Genomic DNA, 19,984 nt, shown 5'->3' on the forward strand with positions numbered 1-19,984 from the left:
CGAAGGGGGTCAACTACTACTCTTCTTCGCCGACAGCGCGTCCGCGACGGCGGTGCGGATGTCGGCGACCGAGAACGGCTTGGTGACGACGTCGTGGACGATGGCGTCGAGGCCGAAAGCGCGTTCGCGCTGATCGGCGAAGCCGGTCATCAACAGGATCGTCAGCTCGGGGAAGTCGCGCGCGACCGCCAGCGCCAGCGCAATGCCGTCCATGATCGGCATCTTGATGTCGGTCAGTAGCAGGTCGAACTTGCCGTTCTGGCTGGTGAGGATCTCCAACGCTTCGCTGCCGTCTTCGGCCGTGACGGTCTCGTGGCCGTCCAGGCCGATGGCGCGCGCCACCAGAAGGCGCATCGATTCTTCGTCGTCGGCGATCAGGATGCGCGCCATCGTCTCACTTCCCTCGTCGCGGCTGGCGCCGGGCCGCGTCCGGCCGCAATCATCATGGCTTCAGGCACCACCGGCGGCAATGTCGCGCCGGTTGAAGAAGCGCACGTCGATCGCGCGCGCCTCCGCCGGAGGCGAGGCCAGTCGCGTCCGGAACCAGGCGGCTTCCCCGAGCCGCAGCACCTGCTGTTCCAGCACGGCGTTCCAGGCGTAGATCTCGGTGCCGCTGCCGTCGCGTAGCGAAAACCGCAGCCGCGGCAAGTCCACGGCTCGGTTGACTTCACCGACCACGACGCCCTCGATCACCAGGACCGGCTTCGCATCGACGGTCTCGCGCATGAGCTTGACGTTCCGGATCGCCAGCCCCCGCAGGTTCACGTCAAATCCGATCGTCCGGTAGAACGCGGCGGTCTGCGGCATCAGCCGGACGATCTCGGCACGCCAGATCAGCAGGCCGAGTGCCACCGAGCCGAACACCGCGACGGCCATTTGGGCGGTCAGCAGCGACTTGACGGTCTTGATCGGATCCTGGCGCAGCGCCGCCAGCCGTTCCTTGAAGCTCGGCCGCCGCCGCCGGGCACCGAACGAAGTCTTGCGCTTGCGCCGTGGCGGCAGTTCGACATCTTCTCCGGGCTCGGGTTCGGCCGCGAGCGCGCGTGCGAACGGATCGTGGTCGCCTTGTCCCGGCAGGTCGGCGGTGATCGGCGGGCTCTCGACGACCGGCGTGTCCTGTTCGTCCTCGGTGACGCCCCAGCCTGGATCGTTGGCGAGATCGCTACCGGCCGGCTGTTCCTCGACCGTCATCGCCGCGACGCGGACGTCGCTCTGCACGTCTTCGGGCCGGGCGAGCCAGACTTCCTTGCAGCGGGAACAGCGCACCGTCCGGCCGGAATCTCCCAGTTTGGCCGGATCGATCGCATAGGATGTCGTACAATGCGGGCAGACGATATGCATGGCGAATCGCTGACTAGAAGGTTCGTCCGATCGTACCGTCCGTCCGTTAACGAATCGGAAACCATAGCCGCCTCACAACGGCGGCACGGGCAGATGGCGTGGCGTGCCCTTTCTCCCCGCGCCGATCGAAATCGGAGCTGAACGTGGTCCGCTTCGAAAATGTCGGCCTGCGCTACGGGCTCGGTCCGGAGATCCTCCGCGACCTCAATTTTGCAATTCCGGCGCATTCGTTCCAGTTTCTCACCGGCCCGTCCGGCGCAGGCAAAACCTCGCTGCTCAGGCTGCTGTTCCTGTCGCTGCGGCCGACCCGCGGCCTGGTCAATCTGTTCGGCAACGACGTCTCGCTGCTCGGCAAAGAGGAGATCGCGGCGCTGCGGCAGCGCATCGGAATCGTGCTGCAGGACTTCCGCCTGCTCGACCACATGACCACCTATGAAAATGTGGCGCTGCCGTTCCGGGTCACCGGGCGCGACGAGTCGAGCTATCGCAAAGAGGTGATCGACCTACTAAAGTGGGTCGGGCTCGGCGACCGGATGGACGCGCTGCCGCCGGTGCTGTCGGGCGGCGAGAAGCAGCGCGCAGCGATCGCCCGGGCGGTGATCGGCCGGCCGCATTTGCTGCTCGCCGACGAGCCGACCGGCAATGTCGATCCGACGCTCGGACGCCGGCTGCTTCGGTTGTTCATCGAACTCAACAAATCCGGGACCGCGGTGGTGATCGCGACCCACGACATCAACCTGATGGATCAATACGAAGCGCGCCGGCTGGTGCTGCACCAGGGACGGCTGCACGTTTATGAATAGGCAGGGGCCGTTGCGCAGAGCCGACGAACGCGACGTCATGGTCGACCTCGGGCACGAACGCCCGCAGGTGCCGCCGAAGGCGCGCAACGCCTCGCCGATCGTGCCGCGGGCATCGATCTCCGGTCGCGCGCTGGTCGCCGTGGTGGCGATCATGACGTTTCTGGCAGCGATGACCACCGGCGTGGTGATGCTGGTCAGCGCATCGGCGGCGGAGTGGCAGTCCGAGGTGTCCAGCGAGCTGACCGTGCAGGTGCGCGCCGGCCGCGGCCGCGACCTCGATCGCGATGCCGACCGGGTCGCCGAGGTGGTGAACAGCCAGCCCGGCATCGTCGAGGTCCGGACTTTCACCAAGGAGGAATCGGCGCGGCTGCTGGAGCCGTGGCTCGGCACCGCGCTGTCGCTCGACGATCTGCCGGTGCCGCGGGTGATCGTGGCGCGCAGCGCGCCCGGACGTGGGCTCGACCTCGGCGAGCTGCGCCGCCGCGTCACCGAGGCCGTGCCGAGCGCGACGGTCGACGACCATCGGGCCTGGATCGAACGGATGCGGTCGATGACCGGCGCCACCGTGGTGGCCGGCATCGGCGTGTTGGCCCTGGTGATCGTCGCCACCATCATTTCGGTGTCGTTCGCCACCCGCGGCGCGATGGCGGCGAACCGGCCGATCGTCGAGGTGCTGCATTTCGTCGGCGCCAGCGACCGCTACATCGCCAACCATTTCTTCCGGCACTTCCTGCTGCTCGGCCTGCAGGGCGGCCTGATCGGCGGCGGCGCGGCGATCTTCGTGTTCGGCTTTTCGGAATCGGTGGCGATGTGGTTTTCCGGCACGCCGGTCGGCGACCAGTTCGCGGCGCTGCTCGGCACCTTTTCGCTGCGCCCGACCGGCTATCTGGCGCTCGCCGGCATGGCGGTGCTGATCGCTGGCATCACCGCGCTGGCGTCGCGCCGCACCCTGTTCAGCACGCTGAACTCGATCGAATGAGCCGCACATGACCGGAGCGTTACCTCCGCACCGCGCAGGGCGTTCGACCATCCGGCGGACTCCCTTTCGCCCGAAATCGCATTAGAGTCCGGGGCGTCTTCCGCCGCCGCTGCCGACGGCGGAAGGCACGTCAATCGAGGTCAATCGCAGTCCTATGGAGTCGTCTTCCGATCGCAGCCCGATCTCCCCGTCGCCGGACCGTCCGGTCCGACGCCGCGGACGGCTGCGCGCCACCATCGTAGCGGTGCTGGCGCTCGGCTTCGTGGCTGTGGCGGGCGGGTTCGTGGCGTTTCTGGCGCAGCTCCACAGTGCCGAGCTGCAGCCCCGCCGCAATGCCGAGGGCATCGTGGTGTTGACCGGCGGCTCGTCGCGGGTGTCGGACGCGGTCGAATTGCTGGCGGCGGGCTATGGCCGGCGGCTGTTGATTTCCGGCGTCCACCGCACCAACGGAGCCCGTGACATCTCGCGCTCGGTGCCGGAGAGCAGCGACTGGTTCAGTTGCTGCGTCGACCTCGATCGTTCGGCGGTCGACACCCGCAGCAACGCCGCCGAAACCCGGCGCTGGGTGCGGGAGCGCGGCTTCCGCTCGCTGATCGTGGTCACGTCGAATTACCACATGCCGCGGGCGATCGCCGAAATGTCCGATGCCATGCCGGATGTCGAATTGATTCCGTTCGCGGTGATCGGCGACAAGTGGCGCGACGAGCCGTGGTGGACCAGTGGCGGAACGCTGCGGCTCTTGCTATCCGAATACGCCAAATATCTCGCGGTCGAGCTGCGGGTGCGCCTGTCGAAGCTCGGCATCGAGCTGATGCCCGAACCGGCCGAACAGGCCGACCCGACCGGCGCCCGCAAACCGGCGACCGCCCTCGTCAATTGATCGGACCAGCCCGATGTTCGTGATTTTCCTGCGTTCGTTGATCTTCAACGTGCTGTTCTACGTGGTGCTGGTCGGCTGGGTGCTGGCCGCCACGGCGGCGGCGCTGTTTTCCGGCCGGGCTGTGGTCAAGGTCGCCAAGCTGTGGGGCCAGAACAGCATCTGGCTGATGAGGGTGATCTGCGGCACCAAGGTGGAGTTTCGCGGACTGGAGAAGATCCCGGAGGGACCGCTGATCGTCGCGCCCAAGCATCAGTCGATGTGGGAGACGTTCGCGCTGCTGCAGTTCTTCGACCAGCCGCTGTACATCCTCAAGCGCGAGCTGACCTGGATTCCTGTGTTCGGCCAGTTGCTGCTGCGCGGCGGCATGATCGCGATCAACCGCGCGGCGGGCGTCAAGACGCTGGTCGAAATGGCGCGCCGCGCCCGCGAGGAAGTGCGTCGCGGCCGGCAGTTGATCATCTTTCCGGAAGGAACCCGGACCCCGGTGGATGCGCCGCCGAATTACAAGACCGGCGTCGGCCAGATCTATGTCGATTGCGGCGTACCATGCCTGCCGGTGGCGCTGAATGCCGGGCTGTTCTGGCCGCGGCGCCAGTTCATGCGCTACCCGGGCACGATCGTGGTCGAGTTCCTCGACCCGCTCCCGGCCGGGCTCGACCGCCGCGAATTCCTCAGGCAGCTCAGCGACGCGGTCGAGACCGCCACCAACCGTCTGGTCGCCGACGCGCGCAAGGAACAGGCGGCGCTGTTCGGCCGGGTGCCGAGCGCTAAGCCGCATCGCGTCAAATCTGCGGCCAAGCCGGAAAGCGGCAAGGCCGGCTGATCGGCGCGACTTCCGCGTCAACGCGGCGCCGGCGCCTCGTCGCGCAGCGCCTCGGCGAGCTGGTGCAGCGGCACGTCGCGGCAGCCCTGCGCTTCCAGCGCCTTCACGGTGGCGATCACGTAGTCGCGGTTCGGGCCGGAGCGGCCGTGGCCCTGGCGCACGTGGCGCAGCCGTTCGGCGTGGGTCAGCCGCCCGGCATATTGCGCGTGGCCGCGGTCGACCACATAGGTCAGCGCGCTGATCCGGCGCCGGGCGTCGTCTTCCAGCCAAACCGAGCGCTTGACTTCGCGATACACGCTGGTGACCTGCTCGCGCTCACGCAAATACGCCACCGTCGCCATCCGGTGCGCGTCGGCGACCCGGAACGCGATGCCGCGGCAGGCGCCGCCGCGGTCGAGCCCGAGCACCAGGCCGGGCTGTTCCGGGGTGCCGCGGTGCACGAACGAATACACGCACAGCGCCCGGTGCTCGCCGATCAGCCGCGCCGGCACCCGCTCGACGAAGTCGAAGCCGGGATTCCACATCAGCGAGCCATAGCCGAACACCCAGAGGTCGCCCTGGGTCAGGTCGGAGTCGGTGAGCGTCTTGGCGGACATCGGGCGCGGGGGCAGGCTATCGTGTAAATGACAAATTCAGTCCTTACCGCATCGGGCTTGGAAGTGTGAGCGGTTTGCCGCGCGGGCCGGCCGCGCCCGCAGCATGGCGTGCGGCAGCCGGTCGCGGATTCCCTTTTCGGGCTTGTCCCCTTAAGTAGGCGCGATGGCAAATTCCACGATGTCCCCCCGCCGCCCGCTATGGCCGGTGCTGCTGCTCCCCGGTGTATTGGTGGCTGCGGCACTCGCCTGGAGCGCGTTCTGGCTGTTTTCGGCGAGCCAGGTCGACCGTATCGTCGATGAATGGCGCGCGCGCGAGGCGGCGGCCGGCCGTAGCTATGATTGCGGCCAGCGCTCGGTGGCGGGTTTTCCGTTCCGGCTCGAAGTTCGCTGCGAGAATGCCAGCGTTGCACTGACCGCGCAGACCGCCGAGCAGGCCGCGACCCAGACCCCGGCGACCGCGAAGCTCGGCGAAATCCTGGTGGTGTCGTCGCTGTATCAGCCGAGCCTGTTGATCGCCGAGTTCAAGGGACCTGCGACCTTTGCGGATCGCGGTCAGCCGGTGTCGATGGAACTGAACTGGAAGACCGCCCGCAGCAGCGTCGCCGGGCTGCCGGGCACGCCGGAGCGCGTCGCGTTGGTGTTCGACGAGCCGGCGCTCGACGGTTTCCGCGGCGACACCCGCGTGCCGCTCGCCCGTGCCCGTCATGCCGAGCTGCACGGCCGGCAGCGCGAGGCCGCCGGCGCCGAGCCGCGCCAGCTCGAAGTCGATCTCAAGCTCGACGGCACTTCGGTGCAGGATCTGCACCCGCTGCTCGCCGATCCGTTCGACGCGCATCTGCGCCTCTTGCTCAGCGGCCTGAAGGATTTCCGCCCCAAGCCGTGGCCGCAGCGCTTCCGCGAGATCCAGGCCGCCAGCGGCCGCATCCGGTTCGAGCAGGCGCGGATCCAGCAGGGCGACATGGTGGCGGTCGCGACCGGCTCGCTTGGGCTGACGCCGCAGGGCTATGTCGACGGTGAATTGCAGATGGTGGCCACCGGGCTCGACCAGGTGATCCCCAAGCTCGGCATCGACAAGATGCTGGAGCAGGGCGTGTCGCAATCGACGCTCGACCGGCTGGCGCCCGGCGTCCGCGCCAAGGACGTCAACAATGTGCTCGGCGCGCTCGACCGCGCCATTCCGGGCCTCGGCCAGGTGGTGCGCAAGAACGCCAATGTCGCGGCCGTCGCCGGCATCGACGCGCTCGGCCAAGAGACCACGCTGGAAGGCCGTCCCGCCCGCGCCTTCCCGCTGCGCTTCGTCGAAGGCGCCGTGATGCTCGGCCCGCTGAAGGTGGGGCAGACCAAGCCGCTGTTCTGAGGCGACGTGGCTCCATATCGCTAAGCGTCATGGCCGGGCGCGACCCGGCCATCCATCGTCTTTGCAACGACTGTTTGAAGACGCGCGCGGCGCTTGATGGATGCGCGGGTCAAGCCCGCGCATGACGGCGTTGTTGGGGCGACTGCTTAATGCAGCCCCGGCGCCTCGTGCCCGGTGCGGGCAACGTATTCGGTGTAGCCGCCGCCGTATTTGTGGACGCCTTCGGGGGTCAGCTCCAGCACGCGGTTCGACAGCGCGGCCAGGAAGTGGCGGTCGTGCGACACGAACAGCATGGTGCCTTCGAAATCGGCGAGCGCCTTGATCAGCATTTCCTTGGTGGCGATGTCGAGGTGGTTGGTCGGCTCGTCCAGCACCAGGAAGTTCGGCGGGTCGTACAGCATCTTGGCCATCACCAGCCGGGCCTTTTCGCCGCCGGACAGTACCCGGCAGCGCTTCTCGACGTCGTCGCCGGAGAAACCGAAGCAGCCGGCGAGCGCGCGCAATGAGCCCTGGCCGGCCTGCGGAAACCACTCTTCCAGCGACTGGAATACGGTGAGTTCGCCGTCGATCAGATCCATCGCGTGCTGGGCGAAGTACCCCATCTTGACGCTGCCGCCGATGGTGACGCTGCCGTCGTCGGGCGCGGTGGCGCCGGCGACCAGCTTGAGCAGCGTCGATTTGCCGGCGCCGTTGATCCCCATCACGCACCAGCGCTCGCGGCGGCGGATCGCGAAATCCAGATCCTCGTAGATCACGTGATTGCCGTAGGCCTTGCGGACATGGCTGAGGCTGGCGACGTCTTCGCCCGAGCGCGGCGCCGGCAGGAAGTCGAACGCGATGATCTGGCGGCGGCGCGGCGGCTCGACCTTCTCGATCTTCTCCAGCTTCTTGACCCGGCTCTGCACCTGGGCGGCGTGCGAGGCGCGCGCCTTGAAGCGCTCGATGAACGCCACTTCCTTGGCGAGCATCGCCTGCTGCCGCTCGAACTGCGCCTGCTGCTGCTTGTCGGTGAGCGCGCGCTGGCCCTCGTAGAATTCGTAGTCGCCGGTGTAGCTGGTCAGCGTGCCGGCATCGATCTCGACGATCTTGTTGACGATCCGGTTCATGAAAGCGCGGTCGTGCGAGGTCATCAGCAGTGCGCCCTCGAAGCCTTTGAGGAACTGCTCCAGCCAGATCAGGCTTTCGATGTCGAGGTGGTTCGACGGTTCGTCGAGCAGCATCACGTCGGGCCGCATCAACAGGATGCGGGCCAGCGCCACGCGCATCTTCCAGCCGCCCGACAGGTTGCCGACGTCGCCGTCCATCATCTCCTGGCTGAACGACAGGCCGGCCAGCACCTCGCGGGCGCGGCCTTCGAGCGCATAGCCGTCGAGCTCCTCGAAGCGGTGCTGCACCTCGCCGTAGCGTTCGAGGATCTGCTCCATCTCGTCGGCGCGGTCCGGATCGGCCAGCGCGTGCTCCAGCTCCTTCAGCTCGGCCGCAACTTCGCTGACCGGGCCGGCGCCCTCCATGGTCTCGGCAACCGCGCTGCGGCCGCTCATTTCGCCGACGTCCTGGCTGAAATAGCCGATGGTCAGGCCGCGATCGACCGACACCTGACCTTCGTCCGGCTGTTCCTGGCCGGTGATCATCCGGAACAGCGTGGTCTTGCCGGAGCCGTTCGGCCCGACCAGCCCGATCTTCTCGCCCCGCAGCAGCGTCGCGGAGGCTTCGATGTAGAGGATCTGGTGGCCGTTCTGCTTGGAGATGTTGTCGAGACGGATCATGGGCTCACGCGGGGGGAGAAATGCTGCGGCGCGTTTAGCGGAAACAGACGCAATGCGCCAGACACGGCCAATCCAAGCCGGTCATTCCGGGGCGCGCAGCGAAGCTGCGCGAACCCGGAATCCCGAAGAGTTCTGCGATTCTGTCGTTCCACAACTGCAAGATTCCGGGTTCGCTTGCTAGCGCAAGCGCCCCGGAATGACGAACGCGGGGGAGGGCGCTCACCCCTCCGGCAGCACCGCGTTGGTCGGGGTCACCCGGTCGGTGATCTGCATGCCGAACAGGCTGCCGATGAGTTCGACCGCGACGCGGGCGGTGCGGCCGCGTTCGTCGAGGAAGGGGTTGAGTTCGACGATGTCGACCGAGCGGACCAACCCCGAGTCGTGCAGCAGCTCCATTACCAGATGCGCCTCGCGATAGGTCGCGCCGCCCGGCACGGTGGTGCCGACGCCGGGCGCGACCGAAGGATCGAGCACGTCGACGTCGAACGACAGATGCAGCACCCCGCCGGCGGCACGGACGCGGTCGATGACGCGGCGGATCAGCACGCCGACGCCGAATTCGTCGATTCCCCGCATGTCGACCACCGGGATCGCGCGTTGGCGCACCAGCTCTTTCTCCAGCGGATCGATCGAGCGGATGCCGAACAGGTCGAGCCGGCTCGGCGGAACAGAGACCCGCGGCTCGTCGCCGAGCAGATCATCGAGCCCCGGCTCGCCGCACAGGAACGCCGCCGACATGCCGTGCATGTTGGCGGTCAGCGTCGTGGCCGGCGTGTTGTAGTCGGCGTGGGCGTCGAACCACAGCACGAACAGCGGCTTGCTCTGGGTCTGCCAGTAGCGCGCGACGCCGTTGACCGAGCCCATCGACAGGCTGTGATCGCCGCCCATGAACAGCGGCACCGCGCCCGACTGCGCCAGTTCGTAGGCGCGCGCCGAGATCGTCCCGACCCAGCTCCGCACTTCGCCGTAGTAATTGGCTTTGGCCGGCACCGGATCGTTGCCGTCGCCAGCCGCGGGGCGCGTCATGTCGCCATGGTCCTCGACCGCAAAGCCGAGCTGATCGACCACGCGGCCGATGCCGGCGGTGCGGAGCGCCGCCGGTCCCATCAGCGTGCCGCGCAGGCCGGCGCCGATCTCGATCGGCACGCCGAGCAGCGCGACGCGCCGTGCGGACTCGCTGTGAGCGGCTTCGGTCTGCGACATCGCCATGACGCCCCTTCAAATGCGCGCGCGACCCGCGCCGGAGCGCCGCGCCAACTCAGGCTTTGAAATAGGTGATCTGATGCGTGGTCGCCAGCAGCCGTCCGCTCGGCGACCACAATTCGCCGGTCTGGTCGGAGAAGCTCTTGTGAAACACGTTGGCGTCGGCGACACCGAGCACCGCGGTGATTGGCTCGGCGGCGAGATCGGCGGCGTCGACGTGGAAATACGTCGTCATCGACACCGTGCCGATCGGCAGCAATTCGCCGCGGACGTGGAAGATCCGCGCGAAGAACGCGTCCGCGATCGCCGACAGCGACAACAAATCGAGCGTGCGCGGCACCGCGTGGCCGATCCACGCCTTGGTGTGCGGGCTCGCCGGCTCGGGCAGCGGGCCGTCGCCGAAGTTCGGCTCGTTCTCGACGAAGCGAAACTCGAACTGACGGATCCACGACGCCGCAACGCCGCCGCGCTCATACACTGGAGCCTCATCGTAAGCGGCGGTCTTCGGCATCTCGGCCGGGCGGTGCGTCCAGGTCTCGCGGCGCTGGGCGAATACGGCGGTGGCGAACACTTCGACGCCGGCGTCGCCCTGGCTGAGTTCGATGCCCCAATGCTGGGTCGAGCGCGTCGCCTTGATCAGCCGCGGCGTCAGCTCGAACCGGCCGGCGCTGATCGGCGCGCAGAAATTTACCGTGAAGGCCAGCGGATCGCCGGCGCGCTCCGGCTGCTGCATCAGGGCGCGCAGCAGCGTCGCCGCGGTGGCGCCGCCGAACTGGCCGACGAAGGCGTGGTAATCGTCGCTGGTCGCGCCCTGCCAGCGCCCGCCTTCGAAATCCACGCGCGTCGCCGCATCGAATGGATGCGGCGTTTGCTCGACCTTGGCGTCCATGGTGCGCTTCCCGTGTTGTTGCTCTTGTTGTGGCGCCAGCTTGCACCGCGGCGCAGCCGGGCGCAATGGCTGTCGGTCATCATGTGATGAGGGCAGGGCTGCGGCGGCGCGCGGACCCACGCGGACGTCATTCCGGGGCGCCGCGCAGCGGCGAACCCGGAATCTCGCAGGTGTTGGAAAAACGTTCGCTACAAGCTCGGGATTCCGGGTTCGCGAGCTGCGCTCGCGCCCCGGAATGACGTGCTTGGGTCGGAGTGCGCGCGCTCCGCAGTACGTCGACTATCCCGCCTGCCGCGCCGGAGAGGGCTGCGTCGCCGGCTTGGTCGGCACGTTCCAGATCTCTTCGGCGTATTCGCGGATGGTGCGGTCGGACGAGAACCACGCCATCCGGGCGACGTTGAGGATGCCGGCGCGGGTCCAGGCGGAGCCGGCGCGCCAGCGTGCGTCGATGCCGCGCTGGGCCTCGTAGTAGCTGTCGAAGTCGGCGCTCACCATGTAGTGGTCGAGGTGGCGCAGCGCGTGCGCCACCGAGGCGAACCGGGCGCGGTCGTCGGGCGAGAATACGCCGGAGTCGATCGCGCGGATCGCGTTGGCGAGCTGCGGCGAGCGGTTGATGACGTCGGTGGCGTCGAGGCCCTGGGCACGGCGCGCCACCACTTCGAGCGCTTCCATGCCGAAGATCGCGATGTTCTCCGGGCCGACCAGATCGCGGATCTCGATATTGGCGCCGTCGAGCGTGCCGATCGTCAGCGCGCCGTTCAGCGCCAGCTTCATGTTGCCGGTGCCGGAAGCTTCCATGCCGGCAGTCGAGATCTGCTCCGACAGGTCGGCGGCCGGAATGATCACTTCGGCGAGGCTGACATTGTAGTCGGCGAGGAACACCACCTTCAGCTTGCCGCCGATCGAGGCGTCGTTGTTCACCACTTCGGCGACGTCGTTGATCAGCTTGATGATCAATTTGGCGTAGCGATAGCTCGCTGCCGCCTTGCCGGCGAAGATCTTGACCCGCGGCACCCAGTCGCGGTTCGGCTCGTCCTTGATCGCCTGGTACAGCGCGATGGTCTCGAGCACGTTGAGCAGTTGCCGCTTGTATTCGTGAATGCGCTTGATCTGGACGTCGAACAGCGCGCCGGGATCGATCCGGATGTTGTTGCGCTCGCCGATCAGCCGCGCCAGCGCCACCTTGTTGCGGTGCTTGACCGAGCGGAATTGCTGCTGGAACGCGCTGTCGCCGGCGAAGGCTTCGAGCCGCTCCAGCCGGGTCGGATCGTCCAGCACCTCGTCGCCCGCGACCGAGCGGACCAGATCGGTCAGGCCCGGATTGGCCAGCGTCAGCCAGCGCCGGAAGGTGATGCCGTTGGTCTTGTTGGTGATGCGGCCGGGGTAGAGGAAGTTGAGATCGTGGAACACGGTCTCCTTCATCAGGTCGGAATGCATCGCCGAGACGCCGTTGATGCGGTGCGAGCCGATGAAGGCGAGGTGCCCCATCCGCACCCGGCGGCCGGCCTTCTCGTCGATCAGCGACACCGAGGCGCGGAACTCGATGTCGCCGGGGCTGCGCGCCTCGGCGAGGCCGAGATGCGCCTCGTTGATCCGGTAGATGATTTCGAGATGGCGCGGCAGCGTGCGCTGGAACAGGTCGAGCGGCCAGGTCTCCAGCGCCTCGGGCAGCAGCGTGTGGTTGGTATAGCTCAGCGTCGCCACGGTGATCTGCCAGGCGTCGTCCCAGCGCAGGCCGTGGACGTCGACCAGGAGCCGCATCAGTTCGGCCACCGCGAGGCTGGGGTGGGTGTCGTTGAGCTGGATCGCCGCCTTCTTGGCGAGGTTGCGGATCTGGCCGTCGGAATCCAGGTGCCGCTTGATCAGGTCCTGCAGCGAGGCGGAGACGAAGAAATATTCCTGGCGCAGCCGCAGCTCGCGGCCCGCAGGGCTCTCGTCGTTCGGATACAGGAATTTGCAGATCGCCTCGGCGCGCGCCTCGTGCGCGGTGGCGCCGAGATAGTCGCCGGTGTTGAACACGTCGATCAGCAGCGGGTCCGGCGCCCGCGCCGACCACAGCCGCAGCGCGTTGACGTGCTCGCCGCGCCAGCCGACGATCGGTGTGTCGTAGGCGATCGCCTGCACGGTCTCGCCCGGCGTCCACACCGCGCGGGTGTAGCCTTTGCCATCGGTGACTTGGTCGACATGGCCGCCGAACTTGACCTGATAGACGACTTCCGGCCGCTGCAATTCCCACGGGTTGCCGAAGCTCAGCCACTCGTCGGGGAATTCCTGCTGCCAGCCGTGATTGATGATCTGGCGGAACAGACCGTAATCGTAGCGGATGCCGTAGCCGTAGGCCGGGATCTCCAGCGTCGCCATGCTTTCCATGAAGCAGGCGGCGAGCCGGCCGAGGCCGCCATTGCCGAGCGCGGCGTCGGGCTCGCATTTGCGCAAGTCGTTGAGGCCGACGCCGAGATCGCCGAGCGCGGCGGCGAACTGCGCCAGCAGGCCCATGTTGTTCAGCGAGTCGGTGAACAGCCGGCCGATCAGGAATTCGAGTGACAGGTAATACACCCGCTTGCGGCCGGCGTCGTAGCTCTCCTTCTCGGACACCAGCCAGCGGTGCACGATCCGGTCCCGCAGCGCCAGCGCCGACGCCTTGTACCAGTCGTGCTTGGTGGCGTGCGCCGCCTCCTTGCCGATCGCCAGCGTCAGCTTGGCGAGGATCGCGCTCTTGATCTCGGCGAGCGCCAGCTCATCCAGATGTGCCGGCTGGGAGGAATTTTTTTCTGGCAACGACTGCACGGGCAAGTGACCATTCCAAGCGGATGAGACCACGACCATACAAACAATAGTCCCGGATCGAAACCCATGACGAGGGCATCGTTGCGGCGGGATGCCCGGCTTTTGTGCAAAATCCCGCGACTCGGGCTGCCTGCTCTGCAGGCGTGGTGCAGGTTTCAAGGCGGGAACACGCTCGATGAACCAGAGGGCGGGGCCAAGGTTGCGCCCCAACGCGCCGCGCGATAAGAACAAATTTAGAACATTCTGCAAGGTCTTGAGTTATCATCGCGATTCGGCGCGGTGCGCCGTCTATATCTATGGTCTCAGCAAGCTTCCGAGGACGAGATGTCCACCATCGCCTTCGATCAGACGGCGCTCACCCGGATCGCCGATTTCGCCCGCTCCCTGTCGCGGCTGCATCAGCTCGCCCGCCGGCAATGGGTCGATGACGATCAGCTCGACCGCGAGTTCAACGCGGTGTGCGTGTCGATCTGGGGTTACTGCCCGGACGATCTGGTCGACGAGATGTTCGATCCTGCTGATCTGACTTGGCTCGACACCCTCGATGAGGGCACCGCGCGGATCTTCGCGGCCGAGCACGGCTATGACCTGGTCGACGACACCGGCATGCTCAGCGACTGGTGGGGCTATTGCTGGATGATCCTGGCCGAAGCCCGCGGTCTGCTGACCGCCGAAAACCGCGCCGCCGCCCGCGCCCACCTCGAAGAATCCTACCGCGCCGCCCCGAATGTGATCGGGGTGATCGTCGGCAGGTAGGCATCGAGGCTCCTCGTCGTCCGAGTCTCTCCGGCGCGCGAATCCCTCAAGCCCCAAGATGTCATTCCGGGGCGCGAGCGACAGCTCGCGAACCCGGAATCCCGAAGTTATTTGGCCGAGAAGTCTCCCCGATCTGCGCTCCGAGGTGCCCCGAATCTCCGGATTCCGGGTTCGCGCTTTCGCGCGCCCCGGAATGACGGTGGGGCGTCAGAACGGCGGGTGCTTGAGAGAGGCTCACTCGATGCCGGCGCGGCGGCCGTGGGGGAGTGGCTTCGGGGTCTCGACCGGCAGTGAGACGTCGCGGCCGAGCGCCGGGGGCGCCTGTTCGGCGATCTGCTCGTTGACCGGGGCGACCTTCATCTCGCCGAGGCGGGCGCGCAGGCTCGGGGTCAGGCCCGGATAGTCGGCAACCGGGGTGAAGTCCGGCGTCTGCTCGACGCCGAGACGCACGCCCGTATAGGCGACGAGACCGTCGGCGGTGGCGACGATGTCGCCGGCACGCAGCGAGACGTCCTGGGACAGGTCGATCTGCGCGAGGCCCGCCGGGTCGCGGCCGTTGCAGGTGCAGTCCGGCTTCAGTGCCTTGCGATAGGCGAACGCATTCGGCGAGTCGGCATAGCGCTCGCCGCTCGCCGAGCGGGCACCGTCGATCTGGCTGCCGTAGTAAACCTTGGCGTTGCCGGCCGGGCAGAACGCCTGGCACATCTGCGCCGGGCTGGCGCCGGCGCGGAGCTGCAGCGGGAAGTACTTGCCGTCGCAGCTGCGCACGCAGAACGCCGGACCGCCGCCGGCAGAGGCCTGGCGCTGCGGTTGCGGCGGCTGGTTTTGCTGATTGAGGCCGAACGGGTCGGCGAAAAAGTTGGCCTGGGCCGGGGCTCCGTGCTGCGGCCGTTGTGGGCCGGCGCCGCCGAACAGGAACTCCAGCAGATTCTGCGCCGAGGCGATCTCAGGAGCGGCGAGTAGCGGCAGCGCAAGCGCCGCGCCGAGAGCGAGAACGCGGCGCCGCAGGCGTGAACTGGTAAGCAATTGACGCAAAACGCCCACTCCACCGACGCAACCACCCGCGGCAAGCCCGCTGTTGGTCGCGACTTTAGGATGGGATGGTAAACGCCGGGTTTCCGGCGGCGTCCGCGGCGCTCAGGTGTTGAGGAACTCGCTGGCCTTGTACAGCGACCGGAACGGCAGCCCGGCCTCGGCGAAAGCTTCGGTGGCGCCTTCCTCGCGGTCCACCATGGTCAGCACCAGCACGATCTCGGCGCCGGATTCCTTCACCGCCTCGACCGCCTTGATGGCCGAGCCGCCGGTGGTGGTGACGTCCTCGACGATGACGCAGCGCTTGCCGGCCAGGCTCTCGCCCTTGGCCAGACCTTCGACCGACAGCCGCGCGCCGTGCTCTTTCGGCTTCTTGCGCACGAAGAACGCCGCGATCGGATGGTTCTTCAGCCATGATAGCTGCGCGATCGCGCCGGCCAGCGGCACCGCGCCCATCTCCAGCCCGCCGACATAGTCGACCTTCTCGCCGCGCAGCGCCTCGTAGGTCAATTCGGCGAGCAGGGCCGCACCCTCGGGATCGAGCATCGTCGGCTTCAGGTTGAAATAGAAGTCGCTCTTGCGCCCCGACGCGAGCGTGATCTCGCCCCGGCCGAACGAACGGGTGCGGATGATGTCGGCAAGGCGGGCGCGGGACGCGGATTTGGACACGGGCGAACTCTCTGGCTGTCGGAAGTTGCTGCAATCTAATCGCCTCACCGCTGCGATTCCAGCGGTGCGGTGATGGTATTATCGATCGCTCAGTGCGCCTCGTCCCAATTGTCGGCGGCGCGGGCGTCGACTTGCAGCGGGACGTTGAGGATCACTGCCGGGAACGGCGCGTCCTGCATCACGCTGCGCACGACCGGCAGCGTCGCTTCGACCTCGGCTTCCGGCACTTCGAAGATCAGTTCGTCGTGGACCTGCAGCAGCATCTGGGCGCTGAGCTTCTTCTCAGCCAGCGCGTCCTCCATCCGCACCATGGCGCGGCGGATGATGTCGGCGGCGGAGCCCTGCAGCCGGGCGTTGATCGCGGCGCGTTCGTTGAACGCGCGGATCGACGGGTTCGAGGCCTTGATGTCCGGGTAGTGGCATTTGCGGCCGAACAGCGTGGTGACGTAGCCGTGGGTCCGGCAGAAGTCGCGGGTCTCGTCCATATAGGCGCGGATGCCCGGGAAGCGTTCGAAGTAGCGCTTGATGTAGGCGCCGGCTTCCTCGCGCGGGATGCCGAGCTGATTGGCGAGGCCGAACGCCGAGATGCCGTAGATGATGCCGAAATTGATCGCTTTGGCGCGGCGGCGGATTTCCGACGGCATGCCTTCGACCGGGACGCCGAACATCTCCGACGCGGTCATCGCGTGAATATCGATGCCGTCCTGAAACGCTTTTCGCAAAGCCGGGACGTCGGCGACTTCGGAGAGCAGGCGCAGTTCGATCTGCGAGTAGTCCGCCGACACCAGTTTGTGTCCCGGCGTCGCCACGAAGGCGCGGCGGATTTTTCGCCCGTCCTCGGTCCGCACCGGGATGTTCTGCAGGTTCGGCTCGTTCGACGACAGCCGCCCCGTCGTGGTGGCGGCGAGCGCATACGTCGTGTGGACGCGGTGGGTCTGCGGATGCACGTAATTCGGCAGCGCATCGGTGTAGGTCGAGCGCAGCTTGCTGACCTGCCGCCACTCCAGAATCTTCTTCGGGAATTCGTGGCCCTGCTCGGCGAGCTCGTCGAGCACCTGCGCCGAAGTCGACCACGCGCCGGTCTTGGTCTTGCTGCCGCCCGGCAGGCCCATCTTGCCGAACAGGATGTCGCCGAGCTGCTTCGGGCTGCCGATGTTGATGTCCTCGCCCGCAAGCTCGCGGATCTCGGCCTCGATCCGCGCCGCGGTCTGGGCGAAATCGGATGACAGCCGCGACAGCACCTGCCGGTCGATCGAGATGCCGCGCCGCTCCATCCGCGCCAGCACGCCGACCAGCGGGCGTTCGAGCGTCTCATACACCGCGGTCATGCTGCCGGCGACAAGGCGCGGCTTCAGCACGCGCGCCAGCCGCAAGCTCACGTCGGCGCGCTCGGCCGCATAGGCGGTGGCGCGGTCGATTCCGACCTGATCGAGGCCGATCTTGTTTTTGCCGGTGCCGGTCAGCTCAGTCAGCGTGTGCAGCGTATGGCCGAGATTGCTCTCGGACAGCGCGTCGAGCCCATGGCTGCCGCGGCCGGCATCGAGCGCGTAGGACATCAGTTGCGGATCGTCGATGTTGCGCAAGGTCAGGCCATGCTGCGCCAGCAGCACTGCGGCAAATTTGATCGCGAAGCCGACCTTGGCGATACCGGCGGATTCCAGGATCGGCTTCAGCGCATCGAGTGCGTCGCGGGTGCCGAGCTGATCGGGCGCGAGGCCGGCGGCGAACAGGCCGTCGCCATCGCCGGCCTGCTTGTGGGCCAGCGGGATGTAGCAGGCGTCGTTCGGGCCGAGCGCCAGCGCAACGCCGGTCAGCTCCGCCTGCATCGGATCGATCGAGGTCGCGACTGCCTCCAGTGCCACCACCCCGGTGTCGTGGATGCGGGCGATGACAGCGTGCAGCTGGTCCAGCGTGCGCAGCGTCTTGTAGGCCGTGCGGTCGACCGGGACCTTGCGCGCAGCCTCGGCTCGCGACGCAACCAGCGCCTCCGGCGACAGCACGACGCCCGGCTTGCCGTCGCGTCCGCGGCCCGCATTCAGCGGCCCCGAGGTCGGCGCGCCCCCTCTCCCGCTTGCGGGAGAGGGGTGGGGTGAGGGCTCTTGCCCCGCAAACAAATCGTCGCTCGGGCCCGCGACGCTTTTCGCCAGCGGCGGAACGGCCGACTTCAACGCCGTCTCCGCCTCCACGTCCGACGGATCAATCTGCGCATACTCAGCGACGCGCCGCGTCAGCGTGGTGAACTCCATCGCCTTGAGGAACGCCACCAACTTGCGCGCGTCGGGCTCGTGCACCGCCAGCTCTTCCAGCGGCACCTCTAACTTTACATGGTCGTCGAGCAGCACCAGCTTGCGCGAGATCCGCGCTTTCTCGGCATTCTCGATCAGCGCTTCGCGCCGCTTCGGCTGCTTGATCTCAGGTGCGCGGGCGAGCAGGGTTTCGAGGTCGCCATATTCGTTGATCAGTTGCGCTGCGGTCTTGATGCCGATGCCCGGCACCCCCGGCACGTTGTCGACACTGTCGCCGGCCAGCGCCTGCACCTCGACGACCTTGTTGGGGGGCACGCCGAATTTCTCGATCACCTCGGGCACGCCGATGCGGCGGTCCTTCATGGTATCGTACATCACCACGCAGTCGGTCACGAGCTGCATCAGGTCCTTGTCCGACGACACGATCGTCGCCGTGGCCCCGGCCTCGCAGGCCTCGCGCACGTAAGTGGCGATCAGATCGTCGGCCTCGAAGCCGGACTGTTCCAGGCACGGCAGATCGAACGCCCGCACCGCTTCGCGGATCAGGGCGAATTGGGGGATCAGATCGTCCGGCGCCGGCGGCCGGTGCGCCTTGTATTCGGGGTAGAGCGCGTTGCGGAAGGTGACTTCGGATTTGTCGAAGATGATGGCCAGATGCGTCGGCCGGTTCTCCGGCGGCATGTCGCGGAGCAGCTTCCACAGCATGTTGCAGAAGCCGAGCACGGCATTGACCTGCAGCCCGTCGGATTTGCGGTTCAGCGGCGGCAGCGCGTGATAGGCGCGGAAGATGTACGACGAGCCGTCGACCAGGAACACATGGTCGCCCTTGCCGGGCGGCTTGACGCCGGCCGGGGCAGGGGGCGTGGCAGAGGAAGCGGCAGGCGTCGCAGCGGCGGACTTGGTCGTTTTCGGCATGGCCGCAACTTAGGGCGTCCGGAGGCGTTTGGCACCCCTTCGTGGGGGAGCTGGGGTAAATTTCAACATTACGTCCAGGATTGACATTAGGAAAAAAATCCGTAATCTTGACCCGTCGGAAGAGGGAAAGGTCCATGGCTGGTTTGCTAGAACAGTTAGGAGAAGACCTTGTTCTCCTAAAATCTGAAGTGGCTACGCTCAGGGAAACACTGAGGCGCCGTCAGGTTGCTTTGAAGAATTTCTACTGGCTGCAGCCGCGCGATTACCACGGCCGATGGGCAATCGCGGCGGGCGGCAGCACCGATTTCAGTGCCGCTAAACGCAGGCTGGAGGCGGATTGTGACCTTCAATATTCGAAGGACACGATGATCTGTAATCTTGTGAAAACACCGCTTTGTTGGGCTCAGGCGATGGAGCGATACAGTGCGTGCTTGAGCGGCCGACCGATCCCTCAGTTGAGGTTTTGACATGGAAGAATTCATGGCCCGCACGCTGATGGTCCAAGCGAAGGACAACAGCCAGAGAGTTGATGTCCAGATATTCCCGCCCAAAGCGGGCAAATCGTCCTGGGAATGTGCATGGCAGATCAAATGGCCCGATCGAACGCGCGCGAACTCGGCTCATGGCGTCGACAGCGTGCAAGCCCTCCTGCACGCCATGCAGATGGTCGGCTCAGAGCTCTATACGTCCCAAGAGCATCGTTCGGGACTTCTGACTTGGAAGGAGGGGTACAGCGGATACGGCTTCCCCGTCCCGGCTCGCATCCGTGACCTGTTACTTCGCGACGATGCGAGGTTTTTGTAGGAGCGGGCGAGTAGCTCGGCGGCGATCCGCAGCCATGTAGTCCAATCGCTCTGTCGCCGTCCTAGCGAGGAGCGAAGCGACGAAGCAATCCAGGCGCGATGAGAGACTGGATTGCTTCGCTGAGTGTGTGCCCGGACG

Annotated in this window: 18 protein-coding genes; 8 read left to right on the top strand and 10 right to left on the bottom strand. The window is 66.8% G+C overall.

Translation table 11 applies throughout. From position 1 onward, the window contains the following. Positions 1 to 9 precede the first annotated feature (9 nt). Both DU475_RS06535 and DU475_RS06540 read right to left on the bottom strand, forming a co-directional pair. Complete coding sequence (locus tag DU475_RS06535) at positions 10 to 390, bottom strand: response regulator (protein ID WP_142883677.1); 381 nt, start codon at positions 388 to 390, stop codon at positions 10 to 12. 60 nt (positions 391 to 450) lie between these two features. Next, a complete protein-coding gene (locus DU475_RS06540; protein WP_013504546.1) occupies positions 451 to 1,341 on the bottom strand; it encodes an MJ0042-type zinc finger domain-containing protein in 891 nt (296 codons plus the stop codon). Between the two features lie 143 nt (positions 1,342 to 1,484). On the opposite strand from DU475_RS06540, the gene ftsE reads away from it, so the two are divergent. The 4 genes from ftsE to DU475_RS06560 all read left to right on the top strand — a co-directional run bounded on the left by ftsE (position 1,485) and on the right by DU475_RS06560 (position 4,826). Then, complete coding sequence (gene ftsE, locus DU475_RS06545; protein WP_013504545.1) at positions 1,485 to 2,144, top strand: cell division ATP-binding protein FtsE; 660 nt, start codon at positions 1,485 to 1,487, stop codon at positions 2,142 to 2,144. Then, entirely contained in the window at positions 2,137 to 3,123 is a 987-nt protein-coding gene (locus tag DU475_RS06550) for a cell division protein FtsX (RefSeq protein ID WP_013504544.1), read from the top strand. The genes ftsE and DU475_RS06550 overlap by 8 nt, the downstream gene beginning before the upstream one ends. A gap of 154 nt (positions 3,124 to 3,277) precedes the next feature. Further along, positions 3,278 to 4,003 (top strand): YdcF family protein, encoded by a 726-nt coding sequence (locus tag DU475_RS06555; protein ID WP_013504543.1) that lies wholly within the window; start codon positions 3,278 to 3,280, stop codon positions 4,001 to 4,003. A 13-nt stretch (positions 4,004 to 4,016) separates the two neighbouring features. After that, positions 4,017 to 4,826, top strand: a complete 810-nt coding sequence (locus DU475_RS06560) for a lysophospholipid acyltransferase family protein (RefSeq protein ID WP_164631372.1) — start codon at positions 4,017 to 4,019, stop codon at positions 4,824 to 4,826. Between the two features lie 17 nt (positions 4,827 to 4,843). Here DU475_RS06560 and DU475_RS06565 read toward each other — a convergent pair whose 3' ends face one another. Continuing rightward, positions 4,844 to 5,422, bottom strand: a complete 579-nt coding sequence (locus DU475_RS06565; RefSeq protein ID WP_047308302.1) for a gamma-glutamylcyclotransferase — start codon at positions 5,420 to 5,422, stop codon at positions 4,844 to 4,846. A 163-nt stretch (positions 5,423 to 5,585) separates the two neighbouring features. On the opposite strand from DU475_RS06565, the gene DU475_RS06570 reads away from it, so the two are divergent. Then, complete coding sequence (locus DU475_RS06570) at positions 5,586 to 6,779, top strand: DUF2125 domain-containing protein (RefSeq protein ID WP_164631374.1); 1,194 nt, start codon at positions 5,586 to 5,588, stop codon at positions 6,777 to 6,779. A gap of 146 nt (positions 6,780 to 6,925) precedes the next feature. Here the strand turns inward: DU475_RS06570 and DU475_RS06575 are convergent, their stop codons facing one another. From DU475_RS06575 to DU475_RS06590, 4 genes are all read right to left on the bottom strand, one after another. Then, a complete protein-coding gene (locus DU475_RS06575) occupies positions 6,926 to 8,545 on the bottom strand; it encodes an ABC-F family ATP-binding cassette domain-containing protein (RefSeq protein WP_164631376.1) in 1,620 nt (539 codons plus the stop codon). A 219-nt stretch (positions 8,546 to 8,764) separates the two neighbouring features. After that, the gene (rocF, locus tag DU475_RS06580; protein ID WP_164631392.1) at positions 8,765 to 9,748 is read right to left on the bottom strand and encodes an arginase; all 984 of its coding nucleotides are present in this window, start codon (positions 9,746 to 9,748) and stop codon (positions 8,765 to 8,767) included. A 55-nt stretch (positions 9,749 to 9,803) separates the two neighbouring features. Next, positions 9,804 to 10,637, bottom strand: a complete 834-nt coding sequence (locus DU475_RS06585; RefSeq protein WP_164631378.1) for an acyl-CoA thioesterase — start codon at positions 10,635 to 10,637, stop codon at positions 9,804 to 9,806. 279 nt (positions 10,638 to 10,916) lie between these two features. Next, the gene (locus DU475_RS06590; protein ID WP_164631380.1) at positions 10,917 to 13,463 is read right to left on the bottom strand and encodes a glycogen/starch/alpha-glucan phosphorylase; all 2,547 of its coding nucleotides are present in this window, start codon (positions 13,461 to 13,463) and stop codon (positions 10,917 to 10,919) included. A 285-nt stretch (positions 13,464 to 13,748) separates the two neighbouring features. On the opposite strand from DU475_RS06590, the gene DU475_RS06595 reads away from it, so the two are divergent. Beyond that, entirely contained in the window at positions 13,749 to 14,180 is a 432-nt protein-coding gene (locus DU475_RS06595) for a hypothetical protein (protein ID WP_107346259.1), read from the top strand. A 234-nt stretch (positions 14,181 to 14,414) separates the two neighbouring features. Here the strand turns inward: DU475_RS06595 and DU475_RS06600 are convergent, their stop codons facing one another. From DU475_RS06600 to polA, 3 genes are all read right to left on the bottom strand, one after another. Next, on the bottom strand, positions 14,415 to 15,215 hold the full coding sequence (locus DU475_RS06600; RefSeq protein WP_164631382.1) for a DUF2865 domain-containing protein: 801 nt from the start codon (positions 15,213 to 15,215) through the stop codon (positions 14,415 to 14,417). A 102-nt stretch (positions 15,216 to 15,317) separates the two neighbouring features. Further along, a complete protein-coding gene (pyrE, locus tag DU475_RS06605; protein ID WP_047308882.1) occupies positions 15,318 to 15,881 on the bottom strand; it encodes an orotate phosphoribosyltransferase in 564 nt (187 codons plus the stop codon). A gap of 89 nt (positions 15,882 to 15,970) precedes the next feature. Further along, positions 15,971 to 19,042: a DNA polymerase I gene (gene polA, locus DU475_RS06610; RefSeq protein WP_047308881.1), complete on the bottom strand. Its 3,072-nt coding sequence runs from the start codon at positions 19,040 to 19,042 to the stop codon at positions 15,971 to 15,973. A 134-nt stretch (positions 19,043 to 19,176) separates the two neighbouring features. Here polA and DU475_RS06615 point away from each other — a divergent pair, with 134 nt between their 5' ends. Beyond that, a complete protein-coding gene (locus tag DU475_RS06615; protein ID WP_150105243.1) occupies positions 19,177 to 19,509 on the top strand; it encodes a hypothetical protein in 333 nt (110 codons plus the stop codon). A 1-nt stretch (position 19,510) separates the two neighbouring features. Further along, entirely contained in the window at positions 19,511 to 19,846 is a 336-nt protein-coding gene (locus tag DU475_RS06620) for a DUF6968 family protein (RefSeq protein WP_013504531.1), read from the top strand. Positions 19,847 to 19,984 lie beyond the last annotated feature (138 nt).

It is taken from the genome of Rhodopseudomonas sp. WA056 (assembly GCF_010906995.1).
Lineage (GTDB): Bacteria > Pseudomonadota > Alphaproteobacteria > Rhizobiales > Xanthobacteraceae > Rhodopseudomonas > Rhodopseudomonas palustris_G.